At 59.2% G+C, this 23,026-nt stretch carries 16 protein-coding genes and 1 other annotated feature; of the genes, 15 read left to right on the top strand and 1 reads right to left on the bottom strand.

Translation table 11 applies throughout. From position 1 onward, the window contains the following. Positions 1-65 precede the first annotated feature (65 nt). The 13 genes from dnaX to VSX58_RS06705 all read left to right on the top strand — a co-directional run bounded on the left by dnaX (position 66) and on the right by VSX58_RS06705 (position 18,900). Complete coding sequence (gene dnaX, locus VSX58_RS06765) at positions 66-2,087, top strand: DNA polymerase III subunit gamma/tau (protein WP_327617423.1); 2,022 nt, start codon at positions 66-68, stop codon at positions 2,085-2,087. After that, positions 1,420-1,484, top strand: a sequence feature (DnaX frameshifting element). (Overlaps the previous gene by 65 nt.) Before the next feature lie 40 nt (positions 2,088-2,127). Then, a complete protein-coding gene (locus VSX58_RS06760) occupies positions 2,128-2,457 on the top strand; it encodes a YbaB/EbfC family nucleoid-associated protein (RefSeq protein ID WP_327612745.1) in 330 nt (109 codons plus the stop codon). Further along, entirely contained in the window at positions 2,457-3,062 is a 606-nt protein-coding gene (recR, locus tag VSX58_RS06755) for a recombination mediator RecR (RefSeq protein ID WP_327612746.1), read from the top strand. The genes VSX58_RS06760 and recR overlap by 1 nt, the downstream gene beginning before the upstream one ends. A 177-nt stretch (positions 3,063-3,239) precedes the next feature. Then, a complete protein-coding gene (htpG, locus tag VSX58_RS06750) occupies positions 3,240-5,123 on the top strand; it encodes a molecular chaperone HtpG (protein ID WP_327617541.1) in 1,884 nt (627 codons plus the stop codon). A 258-nt stretch (positions 5,124-5,381) separates the two neighbouring features. Next, complete coding sequence (adk, locus tag VSX58_RS06745) at positions 5,382-6,026, top strand: adenylate kinase (protein ID WP_327612747.1); 645 nt, start codon at positions 5,382-5,384, stop codon at positions 6,024-6,026. 279 nt (positions 6,027-6,305) lie between these two features. Continuing rightward, positions 6,306-7,286 (top strand): ferrochelatase, encoded by a 981-nt coding sequence (gene hemH / locus VSX58_RS06740; RefSeq protein ID WP_327617422.1) that lies wholly within the window; start codon positions 6,306-6,308, stop codon positions 7,284-7,286. Positions 7,287-7,498: 212 nt separating this feature from the next. Further along, entirely contained in the window at positions 7,499-8,002 is a 504-nt protein-coding gene (locus tag VSX58_RS06735; RefSeq protein ID WP_327617421.1) for a hypothetical protein, read from the top strand. Further along, positions 7,993-8,796 carry a cellulose biosynthesis protein BcsQ gene (bcsQ, locus tag VSX58_RS06730; RefSeq protein ID WP_327612750.1) on the top strand — a complete coding sequence of 268 codons (804 nt, stop codon included), beginning with the start codon at positions 7,993-7,995 and terminating at the stop codon, positions 8,794-8,796. Before VSX58_RS06735 ends, bcsQ begins: the two co-directional genes overlap by 10 nt. 24 nt (positions 8,797-8,820) lie before the next feature. Next, positions 8,821-10,935, top strand: a complete 2,115-nt coding sequence (gene bcsA, locus VSX58_RS06725) for a UDP-forming cellulose synthase catalytic subunit (protein WP_327617420.1) — start codon at positions 8,821-8,823, stop codon at positions 10,933-10,935. Further along, entirely contained in the window at positions 10,932-13,406 is a 2,475-nt protein-coding gene (gene bcsB, locus VSX58_RS06720) for a cellulose biosynthesis cyclic di-GMP-binding regulatory protein BcsB (RefSeq protein ID WP_327617419.1), read from the top strand. The genes bcsA and bcsB overlap by 4 nt, the downstream gene beginning before the upstream one ends. 27 nt (positions 13,407-13,433) lie before the next feature. Next, entirely contained in the window at positions 13,434-17,384 is a 3,951-nt protein-coding gene (locus VSX58_RS06715) for a cellulose biosynthesis protein BcsC (protein ID WP_407654857.1), read from the top strand. Between the two features lie 2 nt (positions 17,385-17,386). After that, positions 17,387-17,881, top strand: coding sequence for a cellulose biosynthesis protein BcsD (gene bcsD / locus VSX58_RS06710; protein ID WP_327617417.1), 495 nt, complete (start codon positions 17,387-17,389; stop codon positions 17,879-17,881). Positions 17,882-17,898: 17 nt separating this feature from the next. Beyond that, positions 17,899-18,900, top strand: coding sequence for a glycosyl hydrolase family 8 (locus tag VSX58_RS06705; protein WP_327617416.1), 1,002 nt, complete (start codon positions 17,899-17,901; stop codon positions 18,898-18,900). 127 nt (positions 18,901-19,027) lie between these two features. Here VSX58_RS06705 and ybaL read toward each other — a convergent pair whose 3' ends face one another. Continuing rightward, positions 19,028-20,713 carry a YbaL family putative K(+) efflux transporter gene (gene ybaL / locus VSX58_RS06700; RefSeq protein ID WP_327617415.1) on the bottom strand — a complete coding sequence of 562 codons (1,686 nt, stop codon included), beginning with the start codon at positions 20,711-20,713 and terminating at the stop codon, positions 19,028-19,030. Between the two features lie 27 nt (positions 20,714-20,740). Here ybaL and VSX58_RS06695 point away from each other — a divergent pair, with 27 nt between their 5' ends. Both VSX58_RS06695 and ushA read left to right on the top strand, forming a co-directional pair. Continuing rightward, on the top strand, positions 20,741-21,007 hold the full coding sequence (locus tag VSX58_RS06695; RefSeq protein ID WP_327617414.1) for a hypothetical protein: 267 nt from the start codon (positions 20,741-20,743) through the stop codon (positions 21,005-21,007). Between the two features lie 345 nt (positions 21,008-21,352). Next, on the top strand, positions 21,353-23,005 hold the full coding sequence (gene ushA, locus VSX58_RS06690) for a bifunctional UDP-sugar hydrolase/5'-nucleotidase UshA (RefSeq protein ID WP_327617413.1): 1,653 nt from the start codon (positions 21,353-21,355) through the stop codon (positions 23,003-23,005). Positions 23,006-23,026: the final 21 nt, after the last annotated feature.

Below are 23,026 nucleotides of genomic sequence, written 5' to 3'. Positions count from 1 at the left end.
TCTCGCGGATACCCGCGCGGCTGTGTTAGCATGGCCTCCTCAATAACTCGACTGTTGCGGTATTGATGAGCTATCAGGTTCTTGCCCGTAAGTGGCGTCCCCAAACCTTTGCTGATGTCGTCGGTCAGGAGCATGTCCTGACCGCATTAGCCAATGGCCTTTCCCTAGGCAGAATCCATCACGCCTATCTGTTTTCCGGCACGCGCGGCGTCGGGAAAACCACCATCGCCCGCCTGTTGGCGAAAGGGCTCAACTGTAAACAAGGGGTGACGGCGACGCCCTGCGGGCAGTGCGATAACTGTCGTGAAATCGAGCAGGGGCGCTTTGTCGACTTAATCGAAATTGATGCGGCTTCGCGCACCAAGGTTGAAGATACCCGCGACCTGCTGGATAACGTGCAGTACGCCCCGGCGCGCGGGCGTTTCAAAGTGTATCTCATCGATGAAGTTCACATGTTGTCCCGCCACAGTTTTAATGCGCTGCTGAAGACGCTAGAAGAGCCGCCGCCGCACGTAAAATTCCTGCTGGCCACCACCGATCCGCAAAAACTGCCGGTGACGATTCTGTCGCGCTGCCTGCAATTCCATCTTAAGGCGCTGGATGTCGAGCAAATCCGGGCGCACTTAGAGAAGGTGTTGCAGGCGGAAAATCTGGCGAGCGAGCCCCGGGCGCTGCAGTTGCTGGCCCGCGCCGCCGACGGCAGCCTGCGCGACGCGCTAAGCCTCGCCGATCAGGCGATCGCCATGGGGCAGGGGCAGGTGACGACCGCCTCGGTCAGCCAGATGTTGGGCACGCTGGATGATGAACAGCCGCTGGCGATGATTGAAGCCCTGGTGCAGGCCGACGGCGCCAAGGTGATGTCTCTGCTCGATCAGGCGGCGGCGCGCGGCGTTGACTGGGAGTCGCTGTTGGTCGAAACCCTGACGCTGTTGCATCGCGTTGCGATGGTGCAGTTGCTGCCGAGTGCGCTGAGCAATGACTATGCGGCGGTGGAAGCCCGTTTGCGGGATCTGGCCAGAGCACTGCCGCCCGCGGATGTGCAGCTCTATTACCAGACGCTGCTGATCGGCCGTAAAGAGCTTCCTTACGCGCCGGATCGCCGCATGGGCGTTGAGATGACGCTGCTGCGCGCGCTGGCTTTCCACCCGAAGCAGGTTATCGAAGCGCCGGCGCCGGTTTTGCCCGCGGCGCAGACTGATGTCGCGCCGCAACCCGCGCCGGCCGGTATGGCGTCGGCGCAATCGGTCCTTTCATCAAGCGCCGCGCCGCCGCGTTCGCCCGTGCGCGAAGAAGACGCGGGCGGCCCTCCTTATCCCGACGAGCGCGCCGCCGCTTTTGACCAACGGGCGGCGCCGTCTGATGGCGGGCTTTCCGACGCCACCTCGCAGCTTTTACAGGCGCGTAGTCAACTGCTGCGAAAACAGGGGGCAACCCCGCCAAAAAAAGCTGAACCGGCGGCGTCCAATAAAACGCGGCCGGCAAACTCGGCGCTTGAACGGCTGGCCTCGGTAACCGAGCGCGGCGTCCGGCGGAAGAGTTCGCAAGACGACGCTGCGGCGGCGAAAAAACCGGAGGCCTATCGCTGGCGGGCGCAGAATAAAGTAGAAGAGGTCAAGGCCGACGTCGCCACGCCGAAGGCGCTGCGTTCCGCGCTGGAGCATGAAAAAACGCCTGAGCTGGCGGCCCGTTTAGCGGAAGAGTCGCTGGAGCGCGACGAGTGGGCGGCTGAAATTAATCGCCTGACGCTGCCGAAACTGGTACAACAGCTGGCGTTAAACGCCTTCAGGGAGTGTCCGCAAGCCGGTAAAATACATCTGCATCTGCGTTCTTCCCAGCGCCACCTCAATTCACCGGCGGCGCAGAAAACCCTAGCAGACGCGTTGGCCGCGCACTACGGCAGTCCTATTGAACTGTTGGTGACGGAAGATGACGACCCGTCGGCGCTGACGCCGCTGGAGTGGCGTCAGGCGATTTATGAAGAAAAGCTGGCGCAGGCGCGCCGGTCGATTATGACGGATAATACGATTCAGACGCTGCGGCGTTTCTTTGATGCGGAACTGGACGAAGAAAGTATCCGCCCTGTTTAACCGCTGCGAGTGCGCAGCCCGAAGCGATAGAGAGAAAATTATGTTTGGTAAAGGTGGAATCGGCAATCTGATGAAGCAGGCTCAGCAGATGCAGGAAAAAATGCAGCAGATGCAGGAAGAGATTGCCAATCTGGAGGTCACCGGGGAGTCGGGCGCGGGGCTGGTCAAAATCACCATCAACGGCTCGCATAACTGCCGCCGGGTGGAGATTGATCCCAGCCTGATGGAAGACGACAAAGAGATGCTGGAGGATTTGATCGCCGCTGCATTTAACGACGCCGCCCGCCGTATCGCCGAAACGCAGAAAGAAAAAATGGCGTCGGTCTCCAGCGGCATGCAGCTGCCGCCGGGCTTTAAGATGCCGTTCTGATGCAAACCAGTCCGCTTCTCGAAGCGCTTCTTGAAGCGCTGCGCTGTTTGCCGGGCGTTGGGCCGAAATCGGCCCAACGCATGGTTTTTCACCTGTTGCAGCGCGATCGCAGCGGGGGCATGCGCCTGGCGCAGGCGCTGACCCGGGCGATGTCTGAAATCGGCCACTGCGCCGACTGCCGCACTTTCACCGAGCAGGAGGTGTGCTCCATCTGTGCGAACCCCAGGCGTCAGCAATCGGGGCAGATTTGCGTGGTGGAGAGCCCGGCGGATATTCATGCCATCGAACAGACCGGACAGTTCTCCGGGCGCTATTTTGTGCTGATGGGGCATCTGTCGCCGCTGGACGGCATCGGTCCGGATGATATCGGTTTGGGCCGGCTGGAAGAGCGCCTGGAAAGCGAATCCATCAGCGAAGTGATTCTGGCCACCAATCCGACGGTGGAAGGCGAAGCCACCGCCAACTATATCGCCGAACTGTGCGCGCAGTACGGGGTTATGGCCAGCCGCATCGCCCACGGGGTGCCCGTCGGCGGCGAACTGGAAATGGTGGACGGCACCACGCTGTCCCACTCGCTGGCGGGGCGCCAGCCTTTCAAATTCTGATGCCGCGGCCGCCGGGGCTTCTGCCCGACGGCCCCTCTATCGCTTCATTTCTTTACGCTTTTTCTCCGTTCGGTCTTTTCCTGCCCCTTGAAATCGTCGCCGCCTATCCCCATCTCATGCTCATCGTCAGTTTAATCAGCCTGAATAATATTAGGATTGAGGTAAGCACCAATGAGTATGAAAGGCCAAGAAACCCGCGGATTCCAGTCTGAAGTAAAGCAGCTGCTGCACTTGATGATCCATTCACTGTATTCCAATAAAGAAATCTTTTTACGTGAGCTGATCTCCAACGCCTCCGATGCGGCAGATAAATTACGTTTTCGCGCGCTGTCCGCGCCGGAGCTGTACGCGGGCGACGGCGAACTGCGCGTGCGCGTTTCCACCGATAAAGAAAAACGTACTCTGACCATTTCCGATAACGGCATCGGCATGACCCGCGACGAGGTGATCGACAACCTCGGCACTATCGCCAAATCGGGCACCAAAGCCTTTTTGGAGTCGATGGGCTCCGATCAGGTAAAAGACAGCCAGCTGATCGGCCAGTTCGGCGTCGGGTTCTACTCGGCGTTTATCGTTGCCGATAAAGTCACCGTACGCACCCGTGCCGCGGGCGCAGAACCCGATCAAGGGGTATTCTGGGAGTCCGCCGGCGAAGGCGATTACACCATTGCCGACATCACCAAAGAAGATCGCGGTACCGAAATTACCCTGCACCTGCGCGAAGGCGAGGATGAGTTTCTTGACGAGTGGCGGGTACGCTCCATCATCAGCAAATACTCCGACCATATCGCCCTGCCGGTCGAGATCGAAACGCGCCATGAAAGCGAAGAGGAAGGCGGCGAAGCCACGGTAAGCTGGGAAAAGATCAACAAAGCCCAGGCGCTGTGGACGCGCAGTAAATCCGAAGTCAGCGATGAGGAGTATACCGAGTTCTACAAACACATCGCCCACGATTTTACCGACCCGCTGGCCTGGAGCCACAACCGCGTTGAAGGGAAACAGGAGTATACCAGCCTGCTGTACATTCCCTCCCAGGCGCCGTGGGATATGTGGAATCGCGATCATAAGCACGGTCTGAAGCTGTATGTACAGCGCGTATTCATCATGGATGACGCCGAACAGTTTATGCCGAACTACCTGCGTTTTGTGCGCGGGCTGATCGACTCCAACGATCTTCCGCTGAACGTCTCCCGCGAAATCCTGCAAGACAGCCGCGTGACGCAGAATCTGCGCAACGCGCTGACCAAACGCGTACTGCAGATGCTGGAGAAACTGGCGAAAGACGATACGGAAAAATATCAGAAATTCTGGCAGCAGTTCGGTCTGGTGCTGAAAGAGGGACCGGCCGAAGATACCGCCAACCGCGAAGCGATCGCCAAGCTGCTGCGTTTCGCCAGCACGCATAATGATAGCTCCGCGCAGACCGTATCGCTGGAAGAATATGTCGGCCGTATGGTGGAAGGGCAGGAGAAGATCTATTACATCACCGCCGATAGCTATGCCGCGGCGAAGAGCAGCCCGCACCTGGAGCTGTTCCGCAAAAAAGGCATTGAGGTGCTGCTGCTTTCCGATCGCATCGATGAATGGATGATGAGCTACCTGACGGAGTTTGACGGTAAGCAATTCCAGTCGGTCAGCAAGGCGGATGAATCGCTGGACAAACTGGTCGATGAAGAAAATGACGCGCAGAAAGAAGCCGAAAAAGCGCTGGAGCCTTTTGTTGAGCGGGTGAAAAAGCTGCTGGGCGATCGGGTGAAGGAGGTGCGTCTGACGCACCGTTTGACCGATACGCCGGCGATCGTCACCACCGACGCCAACGAAATGAGCACCCAGATGGCGAAGCTGTTCGCCGCCGCCGGGCAGCAGGCGCCGGAAGTGAAATATATTTTCGAACTGAACCCGGAGCACGCGCTGGTTAAACGCGCGTCCGACGTCAGCGACGATGCGCGGTTCGCCGAATGGGTTGAACTGCTGCTGGATCAGGCTTTGCTGGCCGAACGCGGCACGCTGGACGATCCAAACCAGTTTATCCGCCGTATGAATCAGCTGCTGAGCGCCTGATTCGCATCCGCTCCCGGCTTATGGCGCGCGCCTGGGCCGGGGCGGTTCTTCCGCTGTTTTTCCTCAATTCCCGCACCCTCCATAGCCATTTCTCCGCGTCGCCGAACATTTTTCGCCGCGCTTCGCGGCCGGTAAACCGCGCTTTTCTTTTGCCGTCGCCAGGCTGAAACGAGCCCGTTCCTTGAGGATAATGGTGCGGAATGGTATGGTTTAGCGTTTTTCAAATTTATTTTATAAATACTCAAGGGGATTTACGCGATGCGTATTATTCTGCTGGGCGCTCCGGGCGCAGGCAAGGGGACTCAAGCTCAATTCATCATGGAAAAATACGGTATTCCGCAGATTTCTACCGGCGACATGCTGCGTGCGGCGGTAAAGGCCGGTAGCGAACTGGGGAAACAGGCCAAGGAGATCATGGATGCCGGCAAACTGGTTACCGATGAACTGGTTATTGCCCTGGTGAAAGAGCGTATTACTCAGGAAGATTGCCGCAACGGTTTTCTGCTGGATGGCTTTCCGCGTACGATTCCCCAGGCTGATGCGATGAAGGAAGCCGGCATCGATGTGGATTACGTTATCGAGTTTGCGGTGCCCGATGAGCTGATCGTCGAGCGTATCGTCGGCCGTCGCGTGCATCCGGCCTCCGGCCGCGTCTACCATGTGAAATTTAATCCTCCGCAGGCGGAGGGCAAAGACGATGTAACCGGCGAAGAGCTGGTCACGCGTAAAGACGATCGGGAAGAGACGGTCCGTAAACGTCTGGTGGAGTACCATCAGCAGACCGCGCCGCTGGTATCCTATTACCAGAAGGAAGCGGAGATCGGCCGTACTCGCTACGTGAAGGTGGACGGAACGCGCAAAGTGGCGGAGATTCGCGCCGAGTTGGCAACGATCCTGGGCTAACCCTCCCAGCCGAGCGCGCTAGCGGGGGCGTCGAAATGCAGTGCGGCGCCCCCCGCAGATGCTTTATCTCATACAATCAAGCGGCCGCTTCCTCTCTTAACCCCTCATTGCCGTCGCGCCGCCCGTCTTTTCGTTACAGTCTTTGTTTTTCCCTATTGATAACATTGATTTCAATGTCGCTATCTTTCAATTTTTATCCCCTGTTTTTCGCTACAATAGAAAATCTAATCATACAGATAGCCGCGGGACAACCGGCTTGCCCATAAGAGGAAAGCAGTAATGACGCAACAGAAGTATGGCGTGTTGATGGTGAATCTCGGTACGCCCGATGCGCCGACCCCACGCGCGGTGAAGCGCTATCTGGCGGAATTTTTAAGCGATAGGCGCGTGGTGGATACCTCGCGCCTGCTGTGGCAGCCGCTGCTGCGGGGCGTGATTCTGCCCAGGCGCGCGCCGCGCGTGGCGAAACTTTATCGCTCCATCTGGATGGAGGACGGTTCGCCGCTGCTGGTTATCAGCCGCCGCCAGCAGCGGGCGCTGGCGAGCCGCATCCCCGGTATTCCGGTTGAGCTGGGGATGAGCTATGGCTCGCCCAGCCTGGGGGAGGCGCTGGATAAACTGCTGGCTCAGGGCGTTACGCAGCTGGTTGTTTTGCCGATGTATCCGCAGTACTCCTGTTCGACGACGGCGTCGGTCTGGGATGGGCTGTCCAGAGCGCTGGCGCGCTATCGCCAGCTGCCCGCCATTCATTTTATTCGGGATTATGCCGAAGACCCGGGCTATATCGCCGCGCTGAAAGCCCGGGTGGAGCGCTCATTCGCCGAGCGCGGCGAGCCGGACCGGCTGGTGCTCTCTTTTCACGGCATCCCGGTTCGTTATGCCAGCGAAGGCGATGATTATCCGCAGCGCTGTATGGCGACGAGCAGGGCGTTGATTGCGGCGCTGGGTCTGGCGCCAGAGAAGGCGCTGGTGACCTTCCAGTCGCGCTTTGGCCGCGAGCCCTGGCTGACTCCCTATACGGACGAGACGCTGAAAGATTTGCCGGGGCAGGGCGTGAAGCACGTTCAGATTATGTGTCCCGGCTTTGCCGCGGACTGTCTGGAAACGCTGGAGGAGATCCAGGAGCAGAATAAAGAGATCTTTCTGCACGCGGGCGGGGAGTCGTACGCCTATATTCCGGCGCTAAACGACGATCGGCCGCATATCGATCTACTGGAGAGTCTGGTGGAGAAGGGGATGCGTTCGCTGGAAAAAAAATAAATTTATAAAGAAAAAATTCAGCATTATTACGTCACTGAATCGCTGATGTTTTCAGCATTGTGTGCTAAATTTTAGATAGTGTGGGATTATGTATTTTTGCAAAGGTTGAAAAAATAAAACCTCGGAAAAATATCAGGTCGGCCATATTCCCTCCTTGCGCATAATGCATACGGCATTAATGATTAGGTAATATATGCTTCTCTGGATGGTGTATGAATAGTTATGACGATATTAAGCAATTCAAGGAAAAGCTGAATCTGGAGCAGGTTGATTATAAAGACACCTCCGAAAGCGATGGATTCCGGCCTTCGCAAAAATGGGCGATTCTGGAGCAGGTCGCCGGCGCGAATGGCGCCGACGCCGCCGATGACGCGGCTCGGCAAAGAACAGGCGGCCCTCCGACCAGGCCGGTTCCGGCGAAGAAGGAGGAGTTTCGCTCCGCCTCTCTGCTCCAGGCTGTAAGCCAGCAGCTGTCGGCCAGCCGCCCTGCCGCCCCCCAGCCCGCCGCCTCCGCCGAACCAACCGCAGCGCCGAGCCAGCCCGCGCCGACCCCGGCTCCGGCATCGACGGCAACCGTCGACGCCCCCCGCAACGCCGATGAATCACCGCGTTTTCGCGGCCTGTTCAGACAAAAAAGCGCGTCCGTGGATGAAAATGACAAACGGCGCAATACTCCGCTGAAATCACTGTTAGAGACCATTGCATTATGCCGCTAGTTTGTGTGTGCTCCCCCAAGGGGGGCGTAGGGAAAACCACGGTGGTAGCCAATCTGGCATGGACGCTGGCCAGCAGCGGTCTCAAAGTGCTGGCCGTCGATTTTGACGTACAAAATGCCCTGCGTTTGCATTTCGGCGTGCCGATGTCGGACGGGCGCGGATACGTGGCGCAGGCCACTTCCGCATCCGACTGGGGGCAGTTTATCCTTAAGGCGCACTCCAACCTATTCGTTTTGCCCTATGGCGAAACCACGCAGGAACAGCGGACGGCCTTCGAACAGGCGATCGGCAATGACGAATATTTTATCCAGCGCGGTTTAAACAGCGTGCTGGGCTACCCCGATATGGTGGTGATCGCCGATTTCCCTCCCGGCCCGGCGCCGGCGCTGCAGGCGACCCGCGAGCTGGCGGATATGCACATCGTGGTCATGCTGGCGGATACCGCCTCGCTTTCGCTGCTGCCGCAGATGGAAAACCATCAGTTTCTTGGCTCTCCCCTTAATAGCAAAGAGCGGGAATATTACATTGTAAATCAGAGCGATATGCGTCGCTCGCTTAGCCGCGACGTCACGCTGTTTCTCGAACAGCGCCTGGGGGATAGGCTGCTCGGCTCTATTCACCGTGATGAGTGCGTGCCGGAAGCCAACGCGTCGCAGCAGTCTATTCATCAATTCAGCCCGGTGTCCGCCGCCGCCTTCGATATCGATCTGATTAGTAAAAAAGTCGCGGCCATTCTTGAGGTCAATGTCGGCGGCGGGGAGTTTTATTCAGCGCCGCAACACCATCTTTACTAATTATCTCGTCAGGCAAGCAAAAAAATGAATAAATTTCTTTTTCCATTGCTGGTACTGCTGCTGTCGCCGCTCATTCTGGTTATTATCATCACGCCGATGGATAGCGATAAGCAGTTTGTTTTCGGGCTAATTTCTATCGCCACCGTTTTCTTGCTCGGGCGTTCGCGCAGCCGCAAAATCAATATCATCATCATGGTGATGTGTTTTTTAATGTCCTCGCGCTATATCTACTGGCGCGCGACCGAGACGCTCTATTTTAACTCTGTCATTGAAACGATACTGGGCACCGGGCTATTTCTCGCCGAGCTATACGCCTGGGTGATGATGCTTCTCAGCTATGTGCAAACCAGCTGGCCTCTGCAGCGCACTATCGAACCTCTGCCGTCGGATACCCGACTGTGGCCGACGGTCGATGTCTATATCCCTACCTACAACGAAAGCCTGAGCGTGGTGCGCGATACGGTGCTTGCCGCGCAATGTATTGATTACCCAAGGGATAAAATCAAAGTTTATCTGCTGGACGACGGCAAACGCAGCGAGTTCGCGGTGTTTGCCGCCGACGCCGGCGTCGGCTACATTACCCGCAACGATAATAAGCACGCCAAGGCGGGCAACCTGAATCATGCCATGACCCTGACCCAGGGGGAGCTGATCTGTATTTTCGATTGCGACCATGTCGCCACGCGCGCGTTTCTGCAGGCTACGCTGGGCGGTTTCCTGACCGATCCGAAGCTGGCGCTGATTCAAACGCCGCACTACTTCTATTCGCCGGATCCGTTCGAGCGCAATCTCTCCGTCGCCCGTAACGTCCCCGGCGAAAACGACCTGTTCTATGGCCCGATTCAGCAGGGCAACGATAACTGGGACGCCACGTCGTTCAGCGGTTCCTGCGCGGTGATTCGCCGCCGCGCGCTGGAAGATATCGGCGGATTCGCGGTCGAAACGGTCACCGAGGATGCCCACACATCGCTCAAGCTGCAGCGCCGCGGCTGGCACGCCGCGTTTCTGGCCATTCCGCTCGCCGCCGGGCTGGCCACGGAGCGTCTGGCGCTGCATATCATTCAGCGCACCCGCTGGGCGCGCGGCATGACGCAGATTTTCCGCGTGGATAATCCGCTGCTGGGGCGCGGGCTGAAGTGGCAGCAGCGCATCTGCTATCTCAACTCCATGCTCTATTATCAGTACGGCTTGCCGCGTCTGGTTTTCGTTACCGCCCCGCTGGCCTACCTGCTGTTTAACCAGAATATTATCGCTTCCTCCGCGTCCATGATCTTCGCCTACGTTGTGCCGCATCTGGTTTTGTCGATCTACGCCAGCTCGCGCATCAACGGGCGCCACCGCTATTCGTTCTGGGGGGAGATCTACGATACGGTGATCATGTTCCATATCATCATTCCGACGCTGGTCACGCTGTTTTCCCCCAAACGCGGCAAGTTCAACGTTACCGATAAAGGGCGGCTGCTGGAGGAGGGCTACTTTGACTTCAATATCGTTCGGCCGCATATCATCGTCATTATTCTGCTGGTTCTCGGGATTATTTGGGGAAGCGCGCGCACCCTGTTGGAGCACTATAGCGGCATGAGCCCAGAGGTTATTTTCCTCAATATATTCTGGGCCAGTTTCAATGTGCTGATTCTGCTGGCGGCCGTCGCCACCGCGCGGGAAACCCGTCAGGTGCGTCAGACTATCCGTATCGATGCCAATATTCCGGCTATTGTGCATTTTGCCAGCGGCATTTCTCTGCGCACGCATACGCTGAACCTTTCCATGGGCGGCGTGCGTCTGGTTACGCCCGACCAGCGTTATAAGACCGACCAGATAGAAGAGGTCGAACTGCTGCTGCACTCCGGCGCGGTTTGTATTCCGGTGCAGGTTATCGACGCCAGCGATGAGATTTTGCAGCTGAAGTTTGAAGACATGCCGCTATCGAAGCGGCGGGAACTGGTGCGGGTGGTGCTGACCCGGGCCGATGCCTGGTTGAATCCGCCTTATCCGCAGGATAAGCCGCTCAAATCGCTGCTGGGGATCGTTCGCTGCGTGCTGGAACTGTTTTGGTTCGCTATGCGCGGCGACAAACGCCGCAAGAAGCCCGTCAACGCGGCGGCTAAAACCGATGATGCGCAGGGTGACGCGGTATGATGGGCCCTCGACTGCTGTTTATCGGAGCGCGGCCGTCGCGGCTGTGCCGCGTATTGCTGGTTATTTGCGGGCTGGCGGCGATGCCGCCGTTGTCGGCCCGGCAGCCGACGGCGTTGCCCGCCTCAACCTCCGCCGAGGCCTCTGTTCTGCCGCTCGATCTCCCGCCGCTGCCGCCGCTTAATAACGATCCGGCCGCTCCGCAAGCGCCGTTAGCGCCGGACGAGCAGCGGCAGAACGCCGCGGCGGCCGCGTCGCCGACGCCGCTCGCGCCGGCTGCGCAGAACGGCGACGGGGCGGGCGAGAAGCGGCTAAGCCAGATCGATAACTATGCGATCAGCATCGCCGACATGGGGCAGCGCAACGGGCTAACCCTGAGAGGCGGGCAGATGCAGTCCGGAGTCCGCTTCACTTTGCCTTACGGTCAGGTGGTGACTCAGGCGAAGCTCTATCTGACGTTCAGCGCTTCGGCCATGTTGGCGAAGGAAGGGAATCAGCTCTATCTGATGCTCAACGGCCAGCCGCTGGGCGCTATACCGCTGGCGGGCGCGTCGTCCGCCGAGAATACCTATGAACTGGATATCCCGGCGGCGATGGTGGTCAGCAATAACAACCTGAGCTTTAGCGTTCATACCCCGACCGATTCACTGTGCGAAGCGGGCGATGAAAACCGCTACCAGCTCGGCATCCTGCCGGAAACCCGTATTGAGCTGACTAATCAACTGCTGAATATTGATAAAGATCTGGGCTATTTCCCGCGTCCTTTCTTCGATCCGATGGTGATGGGGAAAAGCGCCATTCCGGTGGTGTTCGGCGCCAAGCCTTCGGCGCAGGCCATTACCGCGGCGACGATCGTCGCTTCTTTCCTCGGCATCCGCGCCAATTACCGCAATATTGACTTCCCGGTTTATCAGAACGCGCTGCCGGAGAATAACGCCATCATCTTCGCCCTGGCCGGGGAAACGGTCGCCGATCTGACCATTCCGGCCGACGACGGCGCGGCGATCCGGGTCATGGATAACCCGCTTAATCCGATTTATAAGCTCCTGCTGGTGACCGGGCGCAACGGAGATGAGCTGCGCCAGGCGGCTTACCGGCTGACGAGCGCGGGCCTTCCCGCCGGTCAGGATCGTCTGCTGGTGCAGAGCCAGAGCATTCCGCCGCGCCAGCTTTACGATGCGCCGCGCTGGATCAATACCGAACGCCCGGTTACCTTTCGCGAGCTGGTGGGCGAACCGGGCGATCTGATCGCCGAGGGGCTGTATCATGACAGTATTCATATCAATTTCCGCGCCGCGCCCGATCTGTTTATGTGGGACGGGCAAAATATTCCGGTGCGCATCAATTACCGTTTCCCGACCGAAAGCTGGATCGACGAAGACGCATCGCTGCTGAACGTTTCGCTGAACGGCACCTTTTTACGCAACCTGCCGGTGAATAAAATGGGTCTGCTGGAGTCGGCGTGGCATCGGCTGGGCGGGGATACCCGCCAGGAAAGCTATGAGCTGGCGCTGGCGCCCTATCTGATTTATGGCGATAACCAGATGGAGCTGTACCACAACATCAAGCACAAACCGGGCACCCCGTGCGCCGTGCTGCGCAGCGGCAACATTAAAAGCACGATAGACGGCGGTTCCACGATAGATCTCAGCGGTTCTCACCATTTTTCCATGCTGCCCAACCTCTCCTATTACGTCGGGGCGGCTTTTCCGTTCAGCAAGATGGCCGACTTTTCCCAGACTCAGGTGGTGCTGGCCGAAGAGCCCGACGCGGCGGAGATCGGCACTCTGCTCAATCTGGCCGCGCGCGCCGGCAACGCGACCGGCCTCGCCGTCAGTCATATACGGGTGAATCTGGGGCTGCAGAACAATGTTTCCGCGCTGGCCGACAGCGATGTGCTGATCGTCGCCTCGTTAACCCAGAGCGAACTGATGAACCAATTGCTGAGCGCTTCTCCTTATCATATTGATGGTCAGCGGCTCGCTTTGAAAACGCCCTCGATGCGCGACAAACTCGCGCGCTATTTATCCGGCCAGTGGTCATCGCAATATCTGGCCGCCGACCGTTATCTCTCTTCAATCGGCGAGTGGCGCGGTTTTCTCAGCTTTCCGTCTCCCTGGTCGTCGAATCGCCTGGTGGTGGTGGCTACCGGCAGCAGCGACAGGCAGCTTGAACAGATCGATAACGATCTGAACTCGGCGGCGATTAATGCCGGCATTCGCGGAGATATGGCGGTAATCACATCCGATGGCGGGGTGAGGAGTTTCAGCGTCAGTTCGCGCTATCCTGACGGACAGATGCCCTGGTATCTGATGGTGGTCTGGTATGCCAATCAGCATGCGGTGATCCTATCGTTGCTCGCCGCGCTGGTTTCCGTGCTGCTCGGTATTCCGCTGTACCGGCTGCTGAGCCGCCATGCGCAACGGCGTTTAGCCCGGCAGAATAAAAGCAATACGCCCGACGGGTCGGTTTAATCAGCCTACGCGCAGGTACCTGGAATGATGAAAATGAAGCGAAAAATGGGGTGGAGAGCGCGCTGTCTGACGATGGCAGGCATCGTCATGCTGCCGGTTGCGGCTTCGGCGGCGGAGAACGGTCAGGCGATTAAGGCGCTGCTGGATCAGGCGGCGTACTGGCACGAAAAGGCCCATGGCGACCTGGCCAACGAGGCGCTGCATAAAATTCTGGAAGTCGAGCCGAAGAACACCGAAGCGCTCTACCTGCTGGCGCTGTACGCCCAGCAGAACGGCGACGCGGCGGCGGCGCAATCCTGGCGCCAGAAGCTGGTGGCCCTGTCGCCCGGCGACAGCAGGCTCGACGAGTTGGATAGAGCGCGCGCCCTGACGTCGATTCCTCCCGCTCAGTTGGCCCGCGCCCGTCAGCTGGCGGCCCAGGGCAATCTGACCGGTGCCGTCAACAGCTATCGCGCCCTGTTTAAGGGGGAGCAGCCGCTGGATAGCCTGGCGGTCGAATACTATCAGACCCTGGCCGGCCTGCCCGCGTCGCGCCCGGAGGCCATTAGCGGTCTGCAACGCTGGTTGAGCGCGCATCCCGGCGACAGGGCGGTGCAACTGGCGCTGGCGCGCATACTGACCTATGACGAAACTACCCGGCGCGAGGGCGTCAACCGCCTGGCCGCGCTGGCGGCGCAGAACGTCGCCGGCGCCGATCCCGCGTTGAAGCAGGCTCTGCTGTGGATGACGCCGCAGGCCGGCGATGAACCCCTTTATCGCGACTATCAGCGGCGCAACCCCGGCGATCGGGAAGTCCCTGCGCATTATGAACGCCATTTGGCCGGCATCGGTCTCGGGCAGGCGTATGCGGCGCTACAGCGCGGCGACCTGCGCTCGGCGAAGAGCCAGTTCGACGCGCTGCTGGCGCAAAAACCGCAGGATGCCGATGCGCTGGCCGGTCTGGGCTTTATCGCCCTGCGCAACGAAGACTTTATCGGCGCGGAAAATTACCTCAATCAGGCGATAAATATCGGCGGGGCGAACCGCGAACGCTGGGTGGAGCTGGCGCAGGACGCGCGTTTTTATGCCGAGCTTAATAAGGCGAAAATGACCGCGGCCGGCGGCTCGCTTGATGAGGCGCTGGCGCTGAGCGAACCGCTCGAACGGCAGAGCGGCGAACGGGGCATCTCCGCCCGGCTGTTCAGCGCCGATCTGCTGCGGCGCAAGGGGGACGCGGCGGCGGCGGAACAGCGCTACCGGGACATTCTCACCGCGTCGGCGGGCAATAACGATGCGCGTCTCGGCCTGTATTACAGTCTGCAGCAGCAGAAAAAAACGGCCGAAGCGCAGCAGGTGTGGCAAAGCCTGCCCGACAATCTGCGGCCGCAGAGCGCCGCGGGCGCCGTCAGCGTCGAGCCTCTGCGGCGCGACGCTGCGCTGGCCATGCAGTCCGGCAGCGCCGAACGCGCGCTAGCGCTGTTGCAGCAGGCGCGGCAGAGGCAGCCCGACAACCCCTGGGTGCGGCTGGATATGGCGCGTATTCTGCAACGGCAGGGCAATGACGCGCAGGCGGAGGGCGTTATCGCGCCGCTCGGTCAGCCGGGCGCCGCCGGCGAAAGTCTGTACGTGGCCGCCCTGTTCGCCGCCGAAAACCAACGCTGGGCGGAGGCCGGCGCGCTGATGGAGCGCGTCGCGCCCGCCCGGCGAACCAGAGAGATGGCGACGCTGGCCAGACGCGTGCAGTTCAATCAGAACATGACGCAGGCGCGCGGTTATCTGGCGCAGGGCAACCGCGCGGCGGCGGCCGCGCTTCTGAATGAGCTGGCGCAAACGCCGCCCGACGCGCCGGCGGATCTCGGTAATCTGGCGCTGGCGCTGCAGCAGGCCGGCGATAGCGCCGGCGCGGTACAGCTGGTGCGGCGCAATATGCAAAACGGCGTGCAGGGCAGCGTCGGCGACTATGCCGCCCAGCTTAACGTACTGAATCAGGCGGGGCTGAGCGCGGAGGCCGACGCCTGGCTGAATAATCCCGCCATCCAGAGCCGTAGTTCGCCGGTGGATATCAGCCGCTTGCGCACCGGATCTACGATCAACGAGGCGGATAGGCTGCGCGAACAGGGGCAGTACGCGCTTGCCTACGACAAGCTGATCGTCGCCCTGCAGCAGGATCCCCGCAACGACGACCTGATGCTGGCGATGGGCCGGCTCTATCAGTCCGGCAAAATGAATCGCGAGGCCGGCCAGGTCTATGATTACCTGCTGCAGCGCGACGCGCAAAATCAGCAGGCGCGCGAAGGCGCGGTGAATGTCGCGCTGGCCAATAACGATGTGGCGCGGGCTAAGACGCTGATGGCCGGCATGACCGGGGAGCGTACGCCGGAGCGTCTGCTGCTGGCGGCGCGCGTGGCGCAGGCGCAAGGCGATCGTCAACAGGCGCTGGCGCTGCTGCGTTCGGCTAAAGGGAAGATGATCGGCCTGCAGGGCGCCGACGGCAGCGCGACGATTGCCGGGCTGCCGATCACCGACAATCCGTTTATTAACCAGCAGAGCCGCACCGGCCGCAGTCCGTCGGCCTACGGTATGGTGCTGCCCTGGCAACTGTCCCAGCGTCAGGCGGATAGCCGCTATGATCTGCGCGCCGGCGCGACGCCGACCGCCGCCGACAGCGCGCAGGACGCGACGCTGCGTCAGGTGGATCGCCTGCTTGATGAGGTGCAGGGGCGCGAGGCCAGCTGGGCGCAGGGCAACGTCAGCGTGCGCGGACGCGACGGGGAGAACGGGTTGAGCAAACTGACGGAGGCGAAAGCGCCGCTTACGCTCTCCGGCGTGCCTTTCGACACGTCGCGCCTGAGTTTTAGCGTGACGCCGGTAACGCTGAACGCCGGCACGCCGACCGGCACCACCAGCAACCGTTTCGGCACCGGCGCGCTGGAGCGGGCGGAGGCGGCTAAAAAGGTAGTGACCGATGCGTTAAATACCTTATCACTCAGCGGCCTGAGCTCAACGATGACGTTCGGCGAGCTCCAGCAGTATATGCAGACACTCTACAACGCCAATACCTGCGGCGCCTCGACCAGTACCAGCTGTGAGGCGTATTCCGAAATCATTAACCTTGACCCCGATAGCTATAACGCCGGCTCGCCCGGCGCGCAAAAAGCCAACGGCGTAGAGCTTAATCTGGCGCTGGCCGGCGACAGCTATAAGGCGGATATCGGCACCACGCCGCTGGGGCAGGATATGAGTTCGTTGGTCGGCGGCGCGCAGTGGTCGCCGAAGCTCAGCGACTACACCACGCTGACCCTGAACGCCGAGCGGCGCCCGGTGACCGACAGCCTGCTGTCGTACGTCGGCGCCTATGATAAGTACAAGGGCAAAAAATGGGGCGCGGTCACGCGCAACGGCGGCAGCGTCAATCTCGGCTACGACAACGGCGACGCCGGCTTCTATACCGGGCTGGGCTATTACAGCTATCTCGGCGATAACGTCGCCAGCAACAAGGGGCTGACTACCTCATCGGGGGTGTATATCCGCCCTTACCGCTATGACGATCGGGAGCTTAAGCTGGGCGTTAACGTCAGCTATATGGATTTTTCCAAAAACCTGAGCTATTTCAGCTACGGCCAGGGCGGCTACTTCAGCCCGCAGGACTACATCAGCGTGTCGTTCCCGGTGGAGTATAGCCAGCAGTACGATAGCTGGAGCTATAAACTCGGCGGCTCAGTCGGTTATCAGTCATACTCGCAAAAAGAGAGCGCCTACTTCCCGAACAATGCGGATCTGCAGTCCGACCTGGAGGCGCTGGTCGCCGCAGGCTATGGTTCGGAGGCCTGGTATGCCGGCAAGAGCCAGAGCGGGATCGGCTATAACCTGAAAGCCGAGGGCAGCTATAAGCTCAATAAAAACATGATCATCGGCGGCCAGGCCGGTTACGATACCTTCGGCGATTACTCCGAGAGTACCGCCCTGGTCTATTTCAGATACCTACTGGATGGGAAATAACTATGCAAGCGTATGACCCCGCGGCGCAGCAGCTTGAGTATTATCAGTACAGGCAGCAAAAGCCGGGCTGGCAGGATCTGTTGCAGGTGGTTTTCTCCGCTATTTTTTCCGATGCGGACGAGAACGACGCCTGCGCCTTTCTGCGCCTGGCCGGCAAGCAGTTCGCCCGACGCTATCCCCTTGCCGCCAGCCTGACGCTGGGCGAGCTGGAAGATCGCATCAACCAGCGGCTGGCGGAATTCGACTGGGGGTGCGTCAGGCTCGAGCCTGACGCGCAGGCATTAACGCTGCTGCACCAGGCGTGGCCGACGGCGCTGGCGTCGGAACAGCGGCAAAACGAAGAGCAGAGCTGGCGCCGGGCCTTCGCCTGCGTGCTGGAGGGCGTTTACGGCGAATGGCTGCAATCCCAGGGCGGGCATCCCTATGTCGCCGTGCGTTGGCAGCCGGGGAGCCTACCAGGAGACACGTTACTCTTTCTTTATAAAAACGGCTTGTAACGCTAGGAGCGATGGGTATGCCCAGGTATTGGATGAAAGGCGTTTCGTTATTACTGTTATTGGGGGTGCTGTCCTGCAACGCGTGGGCGCAGGATAGCGGCTGGAGTCAGTTCAAACAGCGTTTTGTTCTGCCGGAAGGCCGGGTGGCGGATACCGGCAACCATAACATTAGCCATACCGAAGGGCAGGGCTTTACCCTGCTGCTGGCGGTGTTCAATGACGATCGGGCAGCCTTCGACAGCCTGTGGCGCTGGACCAAAACCACACTGTATCAGCCGAGCAGCGGTCTGTTCTGTTGGCGTTACGATCCGGCCGCCGCGGAGAAAGTCAGCGATAAAAACAATGCCTCCGACGGCGATACGCTGATTGCCTGGGCGCTGCTGCTGGCCGCTGATAAATGGCAGTTGGCGGATTACCGCGTCGAATCGCGCCGCATTCAGGCGGCGCTGATCAAAAACACGGTGATCTCTTTCGCCGGCTATCGGGTGATGCTGCCCGGCATGAGCGGCTTTAATCACACCAGCTCCATCGTGCTCAATCCGTCCTATTTCCTGTTTCCGGCCTGGCAGGCCTTCTATCGCGACAGCCATTTAAAAGTGTGGCAAGACCTGCAGCGGGACGCGCTGCGTCTGCTGGAGCAGATGGCCTTCGGCCGGCCGCGGCTGCCCGTCGATTGGGTGGCGCTGAATATTAACGGTAAGCTGACGCCGGCCGAAGGCTGGCCGGCGCGCTTTGGCTTCGACGCGGTGCGCATTCCGCTTTATCTGCGCTGGGCGCACGCCGATAATCGCGCGCTGGCGCCGTTTAGCCTCTACTGGCAGCGTTTTGAACGCGAAAAGACGCCGGCGTGGATCGATGTGGTCAGCGGCGAACGGGCCGAATATCCGCTTAGCGGAGGAATGATGGCGATCCGCGATATTACGCTGGGGCAGAATGGTCAGGTGAGCGACCAATTACAGCCGCAGGAGGATTACTATTCGGCCAGTCTGCATCAGCTGGCCTGGTGGGCGATTCGTTAGCCGAAGGCTGGCGCTTTTCTCTCTGCGTCATCTCCATATCCGCAGCGGTAGGACGTCGTGGCGTTTTTTGCCGTTAATCCGGGGGAAGACATTATGCAAAGGCGGGCGGCAGCCCGCCTTTGGCATATCAGATCGGACATTCCTGAGGCGCCGCCGGCGCGTCTTCAAGCTTGAGCAGGGTAATCATGCTGTTGGCGATCTCCCGCTCGCCCATGACGACCTGATTGGCGCCGTGTTCGGTAATGTAGCTGACCTCGTCGTCATAATGCGCGCGGGCGATAATTTCCAAATCGGCGCGTTTTTCACGCGCCGCGGCGACGATTTCCCCGGCTTCATAGCCGTTAGGGATGGTCAGCAATAGCCAGCGGGCGCAGTCCAGCCGGGCGATTTCCATAATCTCCGGCTTCGCGGCGTTGCCGAGCACCGCCTTGATGCCCTGTTCACGCAGCGCATCGACGCGCGCGCGCGAATTTTCTATCACCACGACCGGGATGCCTTCCTGATGAAGTTTGGCGCCGATCAGGCTGCCGACCCGTCCATAGCCGACCAAAAGCGCGTGGTTGCACATATCGACGGGGATTTGCTTCTCCTCTTCGATCGCCTCTTCCACTATCTGTTCTTCAATGGTCTCATTTTTAGCCAAATAGCGTTCGAGGAGGGTAAAGAGAATCGGGTTAAGCATGATGGAGAGGATCGCGCCGGCCAATACCAGGCTGCGCCCCTCTTCGGAGAGTAAGCCCAGCGCGATCCCCAGACCGGCGAGAATAAAGGCGAACTCCCCGATTTGCGCCAGGCTGGCGGAAATGGTCAGCGCCGTCCGTTTGGAGTGGCCGAAAAGTCGCACCAGCGCAAACGCGGCGGCCGATTTGCCGAAAACGATGATCGCCAGCGTAACCAGCACCGCAAGCGGATCGTTAATCAGAATCATCGGGTCGAACAGCATGCCGACGGAGACGAAGAACAGTACGGCGAAGGCATCGCGCAGCGGCAGCGTATCGTGCGCGGCGCGCTGGCTGAGTTCGGACTCGTTCAGCACCACGCCGGCAAAGAACGCGCCCAGCGCGAAGGAGACGTCAAACAGCTTCACCGCGCCAAAGGCGATGCCCAGCGCCATGGCGAGCACGGCCAGCGTAAATAGCTCGCGGGAGCCGGTGCTGGCGCTTTTGGCCAGCACCCAGGGAACTAAACGGCGGCCCACGACAATCATCAGCGTGATGAACGCGATGACTTTACCGATGGTCCACGCCAGGTCGCGCAGTAGCTTGCCGGTATCGGCGTGTTCCGAACCGATCATATCGCCGAAGGCGGGCAGCAGAACCAGCGTCAGCACCATCGCCAGATCTTCCACGATCAGCCAGCCGATGGCGATTTGGCCGCGCTGGCTGTCGATAAGCTGTCGCTCTTCCAGCGCCCGTAGCAAGACGACGGTACTGGCCGTTGAAAGGCAGAGGCCGAAGACCAGGCCGTTCGGCAGGCTCCAGCCCAGCATGGTGGAGAGTCCGATGCCGAGCAGCGTCGCCACCGCGATCTGGGCGATGGCGCCGGGAATGGCGATCGATTTCACCGCCATGAGGTCTTTCAGGGAAAAGTGCAACCCCACGCCAAACATCAACAAAATGACGCCGAGTTCGGCCAATTCCGGCGCCAGTGAGGTATCGGCGACAAATCCCGGGGTAAAAGGCCCGACCAGCACGCCGGCGACCAGGTAGCCGACAAGGGGAGAGATGCGCAGGCGGTTCGCCAGAATACCAAGAAGGAAGGCGAGAACAAGCCCCCCGGCAATCGTTGAAATTAGAGGTGTTGCAGCATGCATCCCGACTCCTTTTACCCTGAATGAAACGTGAACGAGCGGACTTCTTATCCCTTTCGTATTTCAAATCGCAGAGTTGCAGATTTCCCGACGCTTGGCCTGCTGGAAAAATTCGTTCCCGGCGAGTGGGGCGTTCAGCTGTCGCCTTCCTGCTCTTTGAAACCTATATGGTTAAATTCTATTGTATATGGAGAAATGTTGCTTGGGAAAAATAGGTATTTTGCTAAAAATATTGGCTTATCAGCCTATTCTCATGATGACACAGATTTCGCCATGGTTTCTTCAGATAAGCATTGATAAACATGCGTAATTAACAACGCCAAGCCGATATCTTAACGCGTTTGCCCGCTGATTATTGCGACCGGCGAGCAAAAAAACGCCAGCAGCCGTTTGAAAAGCGTAGAAAAGCGGGAATAAAAGGCCTGATACAGGGTTATTCGGATGAAGTTTCCATATTATGAAAAGTTCGTGACAGCCTGAAGACAGGCAATGAATCCGCCATTATGATTTGTTCATCATGTTCCCCTACTATAAATCGTTGGTGGCGGAACGATGGCGACGCCGCCGCCGGCTTCCCATTGGCTTTACCGCTCCGCTCAGGTAAAGTTTCCGCATAGTATTTTTAATCCATGGAGATTTTTCATGCGTTTTTCCACACGGGCGCTGGGCTGCGCGTTGGCGGTATCCCTGGTGTCGGCGCCGTACGGCGCCATGGCCTGGGAGAAGGATAAAACTTATTCCATCACCATTCTTCATACTAACGATCATCATGGCCATTTCTGGCATAACGATCATGGCGAGTATGGCTTGGCGGCGCAAAAAACCCTGGTCGATAAGATTCGCCAGGAGGTCGCCGCCGAGGGCGGCAGCGTGCTGCTGCTGTCCGGAGGGGATATCAACACCGGGGTGCCCGAATCGGATTTACAGGACGCCGAACCCGATTTCCGCGGCATGAGCATGGTGGGTTACGATGCGATGGCGCTGGGCAACCATGAGTTCGACAACCCGCTTTCCGTACTGAGGCAGCAGGAAAAATGGGCGAATTTCCCGCTGCTTTCCGCCAACATTTATCAAAAGAGCACCAATCAACGGTTATTCAAGCCATACGCGCTATTTGACAAACAAGGGGTTAAAATCGCCGTTATCGGCCTGACCACCGACGATACGGCCAAATTGGGCAATCCTGAGTATTTCACCGATATGGAGTTTCGTAAGCCGGCGCAGGAAGTGAAGCTGGTCGTCGAGGCGTTGCGCAAAAACGAAAAGCCCGATGTGATTATCGCCGCGACGCATATGGGCCACTATGACAACGGCAATCACGGCTCCAATGCGCCTGGCGATGTTGAAATGGCGCGCAGCATTCCCGCCGGTTATCTGGATATGATCGTCGGCGGGCACTCGCAGGATCCGGTCTGCATGGCCAGCGAGAATAAAAAACAGGCGGATTATGTGCCGGGCACGCCCTGCGCGCCGGATCGCCAGAACGGCGTCTGGATCGTTCAGGCTCACGAATGGGGCAAATATGTCGGCCGCGCGGATTTCACCTTCCGCAACGGCGAACTGAAGCTTGAACACTATCAGCTGATCCCGGTCAACCTGAAGAAGAAGGTCGAAACGGCGGACGGCAAAACCGAGCGGGTCTTCTATACCCAGGAGATCGCCCAGGATTCTTCGATGATGAAAATGCTGACGCCGTTCCAAGAGAAAGGACACCAGCAGCTTGAAGTGAAGGTGGGCAGCGTCGTCGGCAATCTGGACGGCGATCGCAAGCAGGTTCGCTTCCGTCAGACCAACCTGGCCCGTTTACTGTTGACCGCGCAGCTTGAGCGCGCGAACGCCGACTTTGCCGTTATGAGCGGCGGCGGCATTCGTGATTCGATCGAGCCCGGCGATATTACCTATAAAGACGTGCTGAAAGTGCAGCCGTTCGCCAATACGCTGGTCTACGTCGATATGAAAGGCAGCGAGGTCGAGAAGTACCTGGCCGTTGTGGCGAACAAAGTGGTGGATTCCGGCGGCTATGCGCAGTTGCTTAACGTCAGCCTGACGGCGGACGGCAAAGGCGTGCAGGATGTCAAAATTAAAGGCGAACCCTTGCAGGCGGATAAGGTTTATCGCATGTCGACGCTGAACTTTAACGCCATGGGCGGCGATGCGTATCCGCGCATCGACAGCCTCCCCGGCTATGTGAACACCGGCTTTATCGATGCGGACGTGCTGAAACAGTATATCGAGAAGCACTCGCCGCTGGATGCCAAAGCCTACGAGCCGAAAGGCGAGATTGTTTATAAGTAACCGCCCCAGCAGACAGGACCG

The sequence above is a fragment of the Brenneria populi genome (genome assembly GCF_036016195.1).
In the GTDB taxonomy this organism is placed as follows: Bacteria; Pseudomonadota; Gammaproteobacteria; order Enterobacterales; family Enterobacteriaceae; genus Brenneria; species Brenneria populi.
Note: the sequence above shows the minus strand (reverse complement) of the source record. Positions and strands in the feature narration are given on the sequence as shown.

Excerpts from the sequence above, each read along its gene's own strand:
- dnaX (WP_327617423.1), top strand. The coding sequence starts at position 66 with ATGAGCTATCAGGTTCTTGCCCGTAAGTGGCGTCCCCAAACCTTTGCT.
- VSX58_RS06760 (WP_327612745.1), top strand. The coding sequence starts at position 2,128 with ATGTTTGGTAAAGGTGGAATCGGCAATCTGATGAAGCAGGCTCAGCAG.
- recR (WP_327612746.1), top strand. The coding sequence starts at position 2,457 with ATGCAAACCAGTCCGCTTCTCGAAGCGCTTCTTGAAGCGCTGCGCTGT.
- htpG (WP_327617541.1), top strand. The coding sequence starts at position 3,240 with ATGAAAGGCCAAGAAACCCGCGGATTCCAGTCTGAAGTAAAGCAGCTG.
- adk (WP_327612747.1), top strand. The coding sequence starts at position 5,382 with ATGCGTATTATTCTGCTGGGCGCTCCGGGCGCAGGCAAGGGGACTCAA.
- hemH (WP_327617422.1), top strand. The coding sequence starts at position 6,306 with ATGACGCAACAGAAGTATGGCGTGTTGATGGTGAATCTCGGTACGCCC.
- VSX58_RS06735 (WP_327617421.1), top strand. The coding sequence starts at position 7,499 with ATGAATAGTTATGACGATATTAAGCAATTCAAGGAAAAGCTGAATCTG.
- bcsQ (WP_327612750.1), top strand. The coding sequence starts at position 7,993 with ATGCCGCTAGTTTGTGTGTGCTCCCCCAAGGGGGGCGTAGGGAAAACC.
- bcsA (WP_327617420.1), top strand. The coding sequence starts at position 8,821 with ATGAATAAATTTCTTTTTCCATTGCTGGTACTGCTGCTGTCGCCGCTC.
- bcsB (WP_327617419.1), top strand. The coding sequence starts at position 10,932 with ATGATGGGCCCTCGACTGCTGTTTATCGGAGCGCGGCCGTCGCGGCTG.
- VSX58_RS06715 (WP_407654857.1), top strand. The coding sequence starts at position 13,434 with ATGAAAATGAAGCGAAAAATGGGGTGGAGAGCGCGCTGTCTGACGATG.
- bcsD (WP_327617417.1), top strand. The coding sequence starts at position 17,387 with ATGCAAGCGTATGACCCCGCGGCGCAGCAGCTTGAGTATTATCAGTAC.
- VSX58_RS06705 (WP_327617416.1), top strand. The coding sequence starts at position 17,899 with ATGCCCAGGTATTGGATGAAAGGCGTTTCGTTATTACTGTTATTGGGG.
- ybaL (WP_327617415.1), bottom strand. The coding sequence starts at position 20,713 with ATGCATGCTGCAACACCTCTAATTTCAACGATTGCCGGGGGGCTTGTT.
- ushA (WP_327617413.1), top strand. The coding sequence starts at position 21,353 with ATGCGTTTTTCCACACGGGCGCTGGGCTGCGCGTTGGCGGTATCCCTG.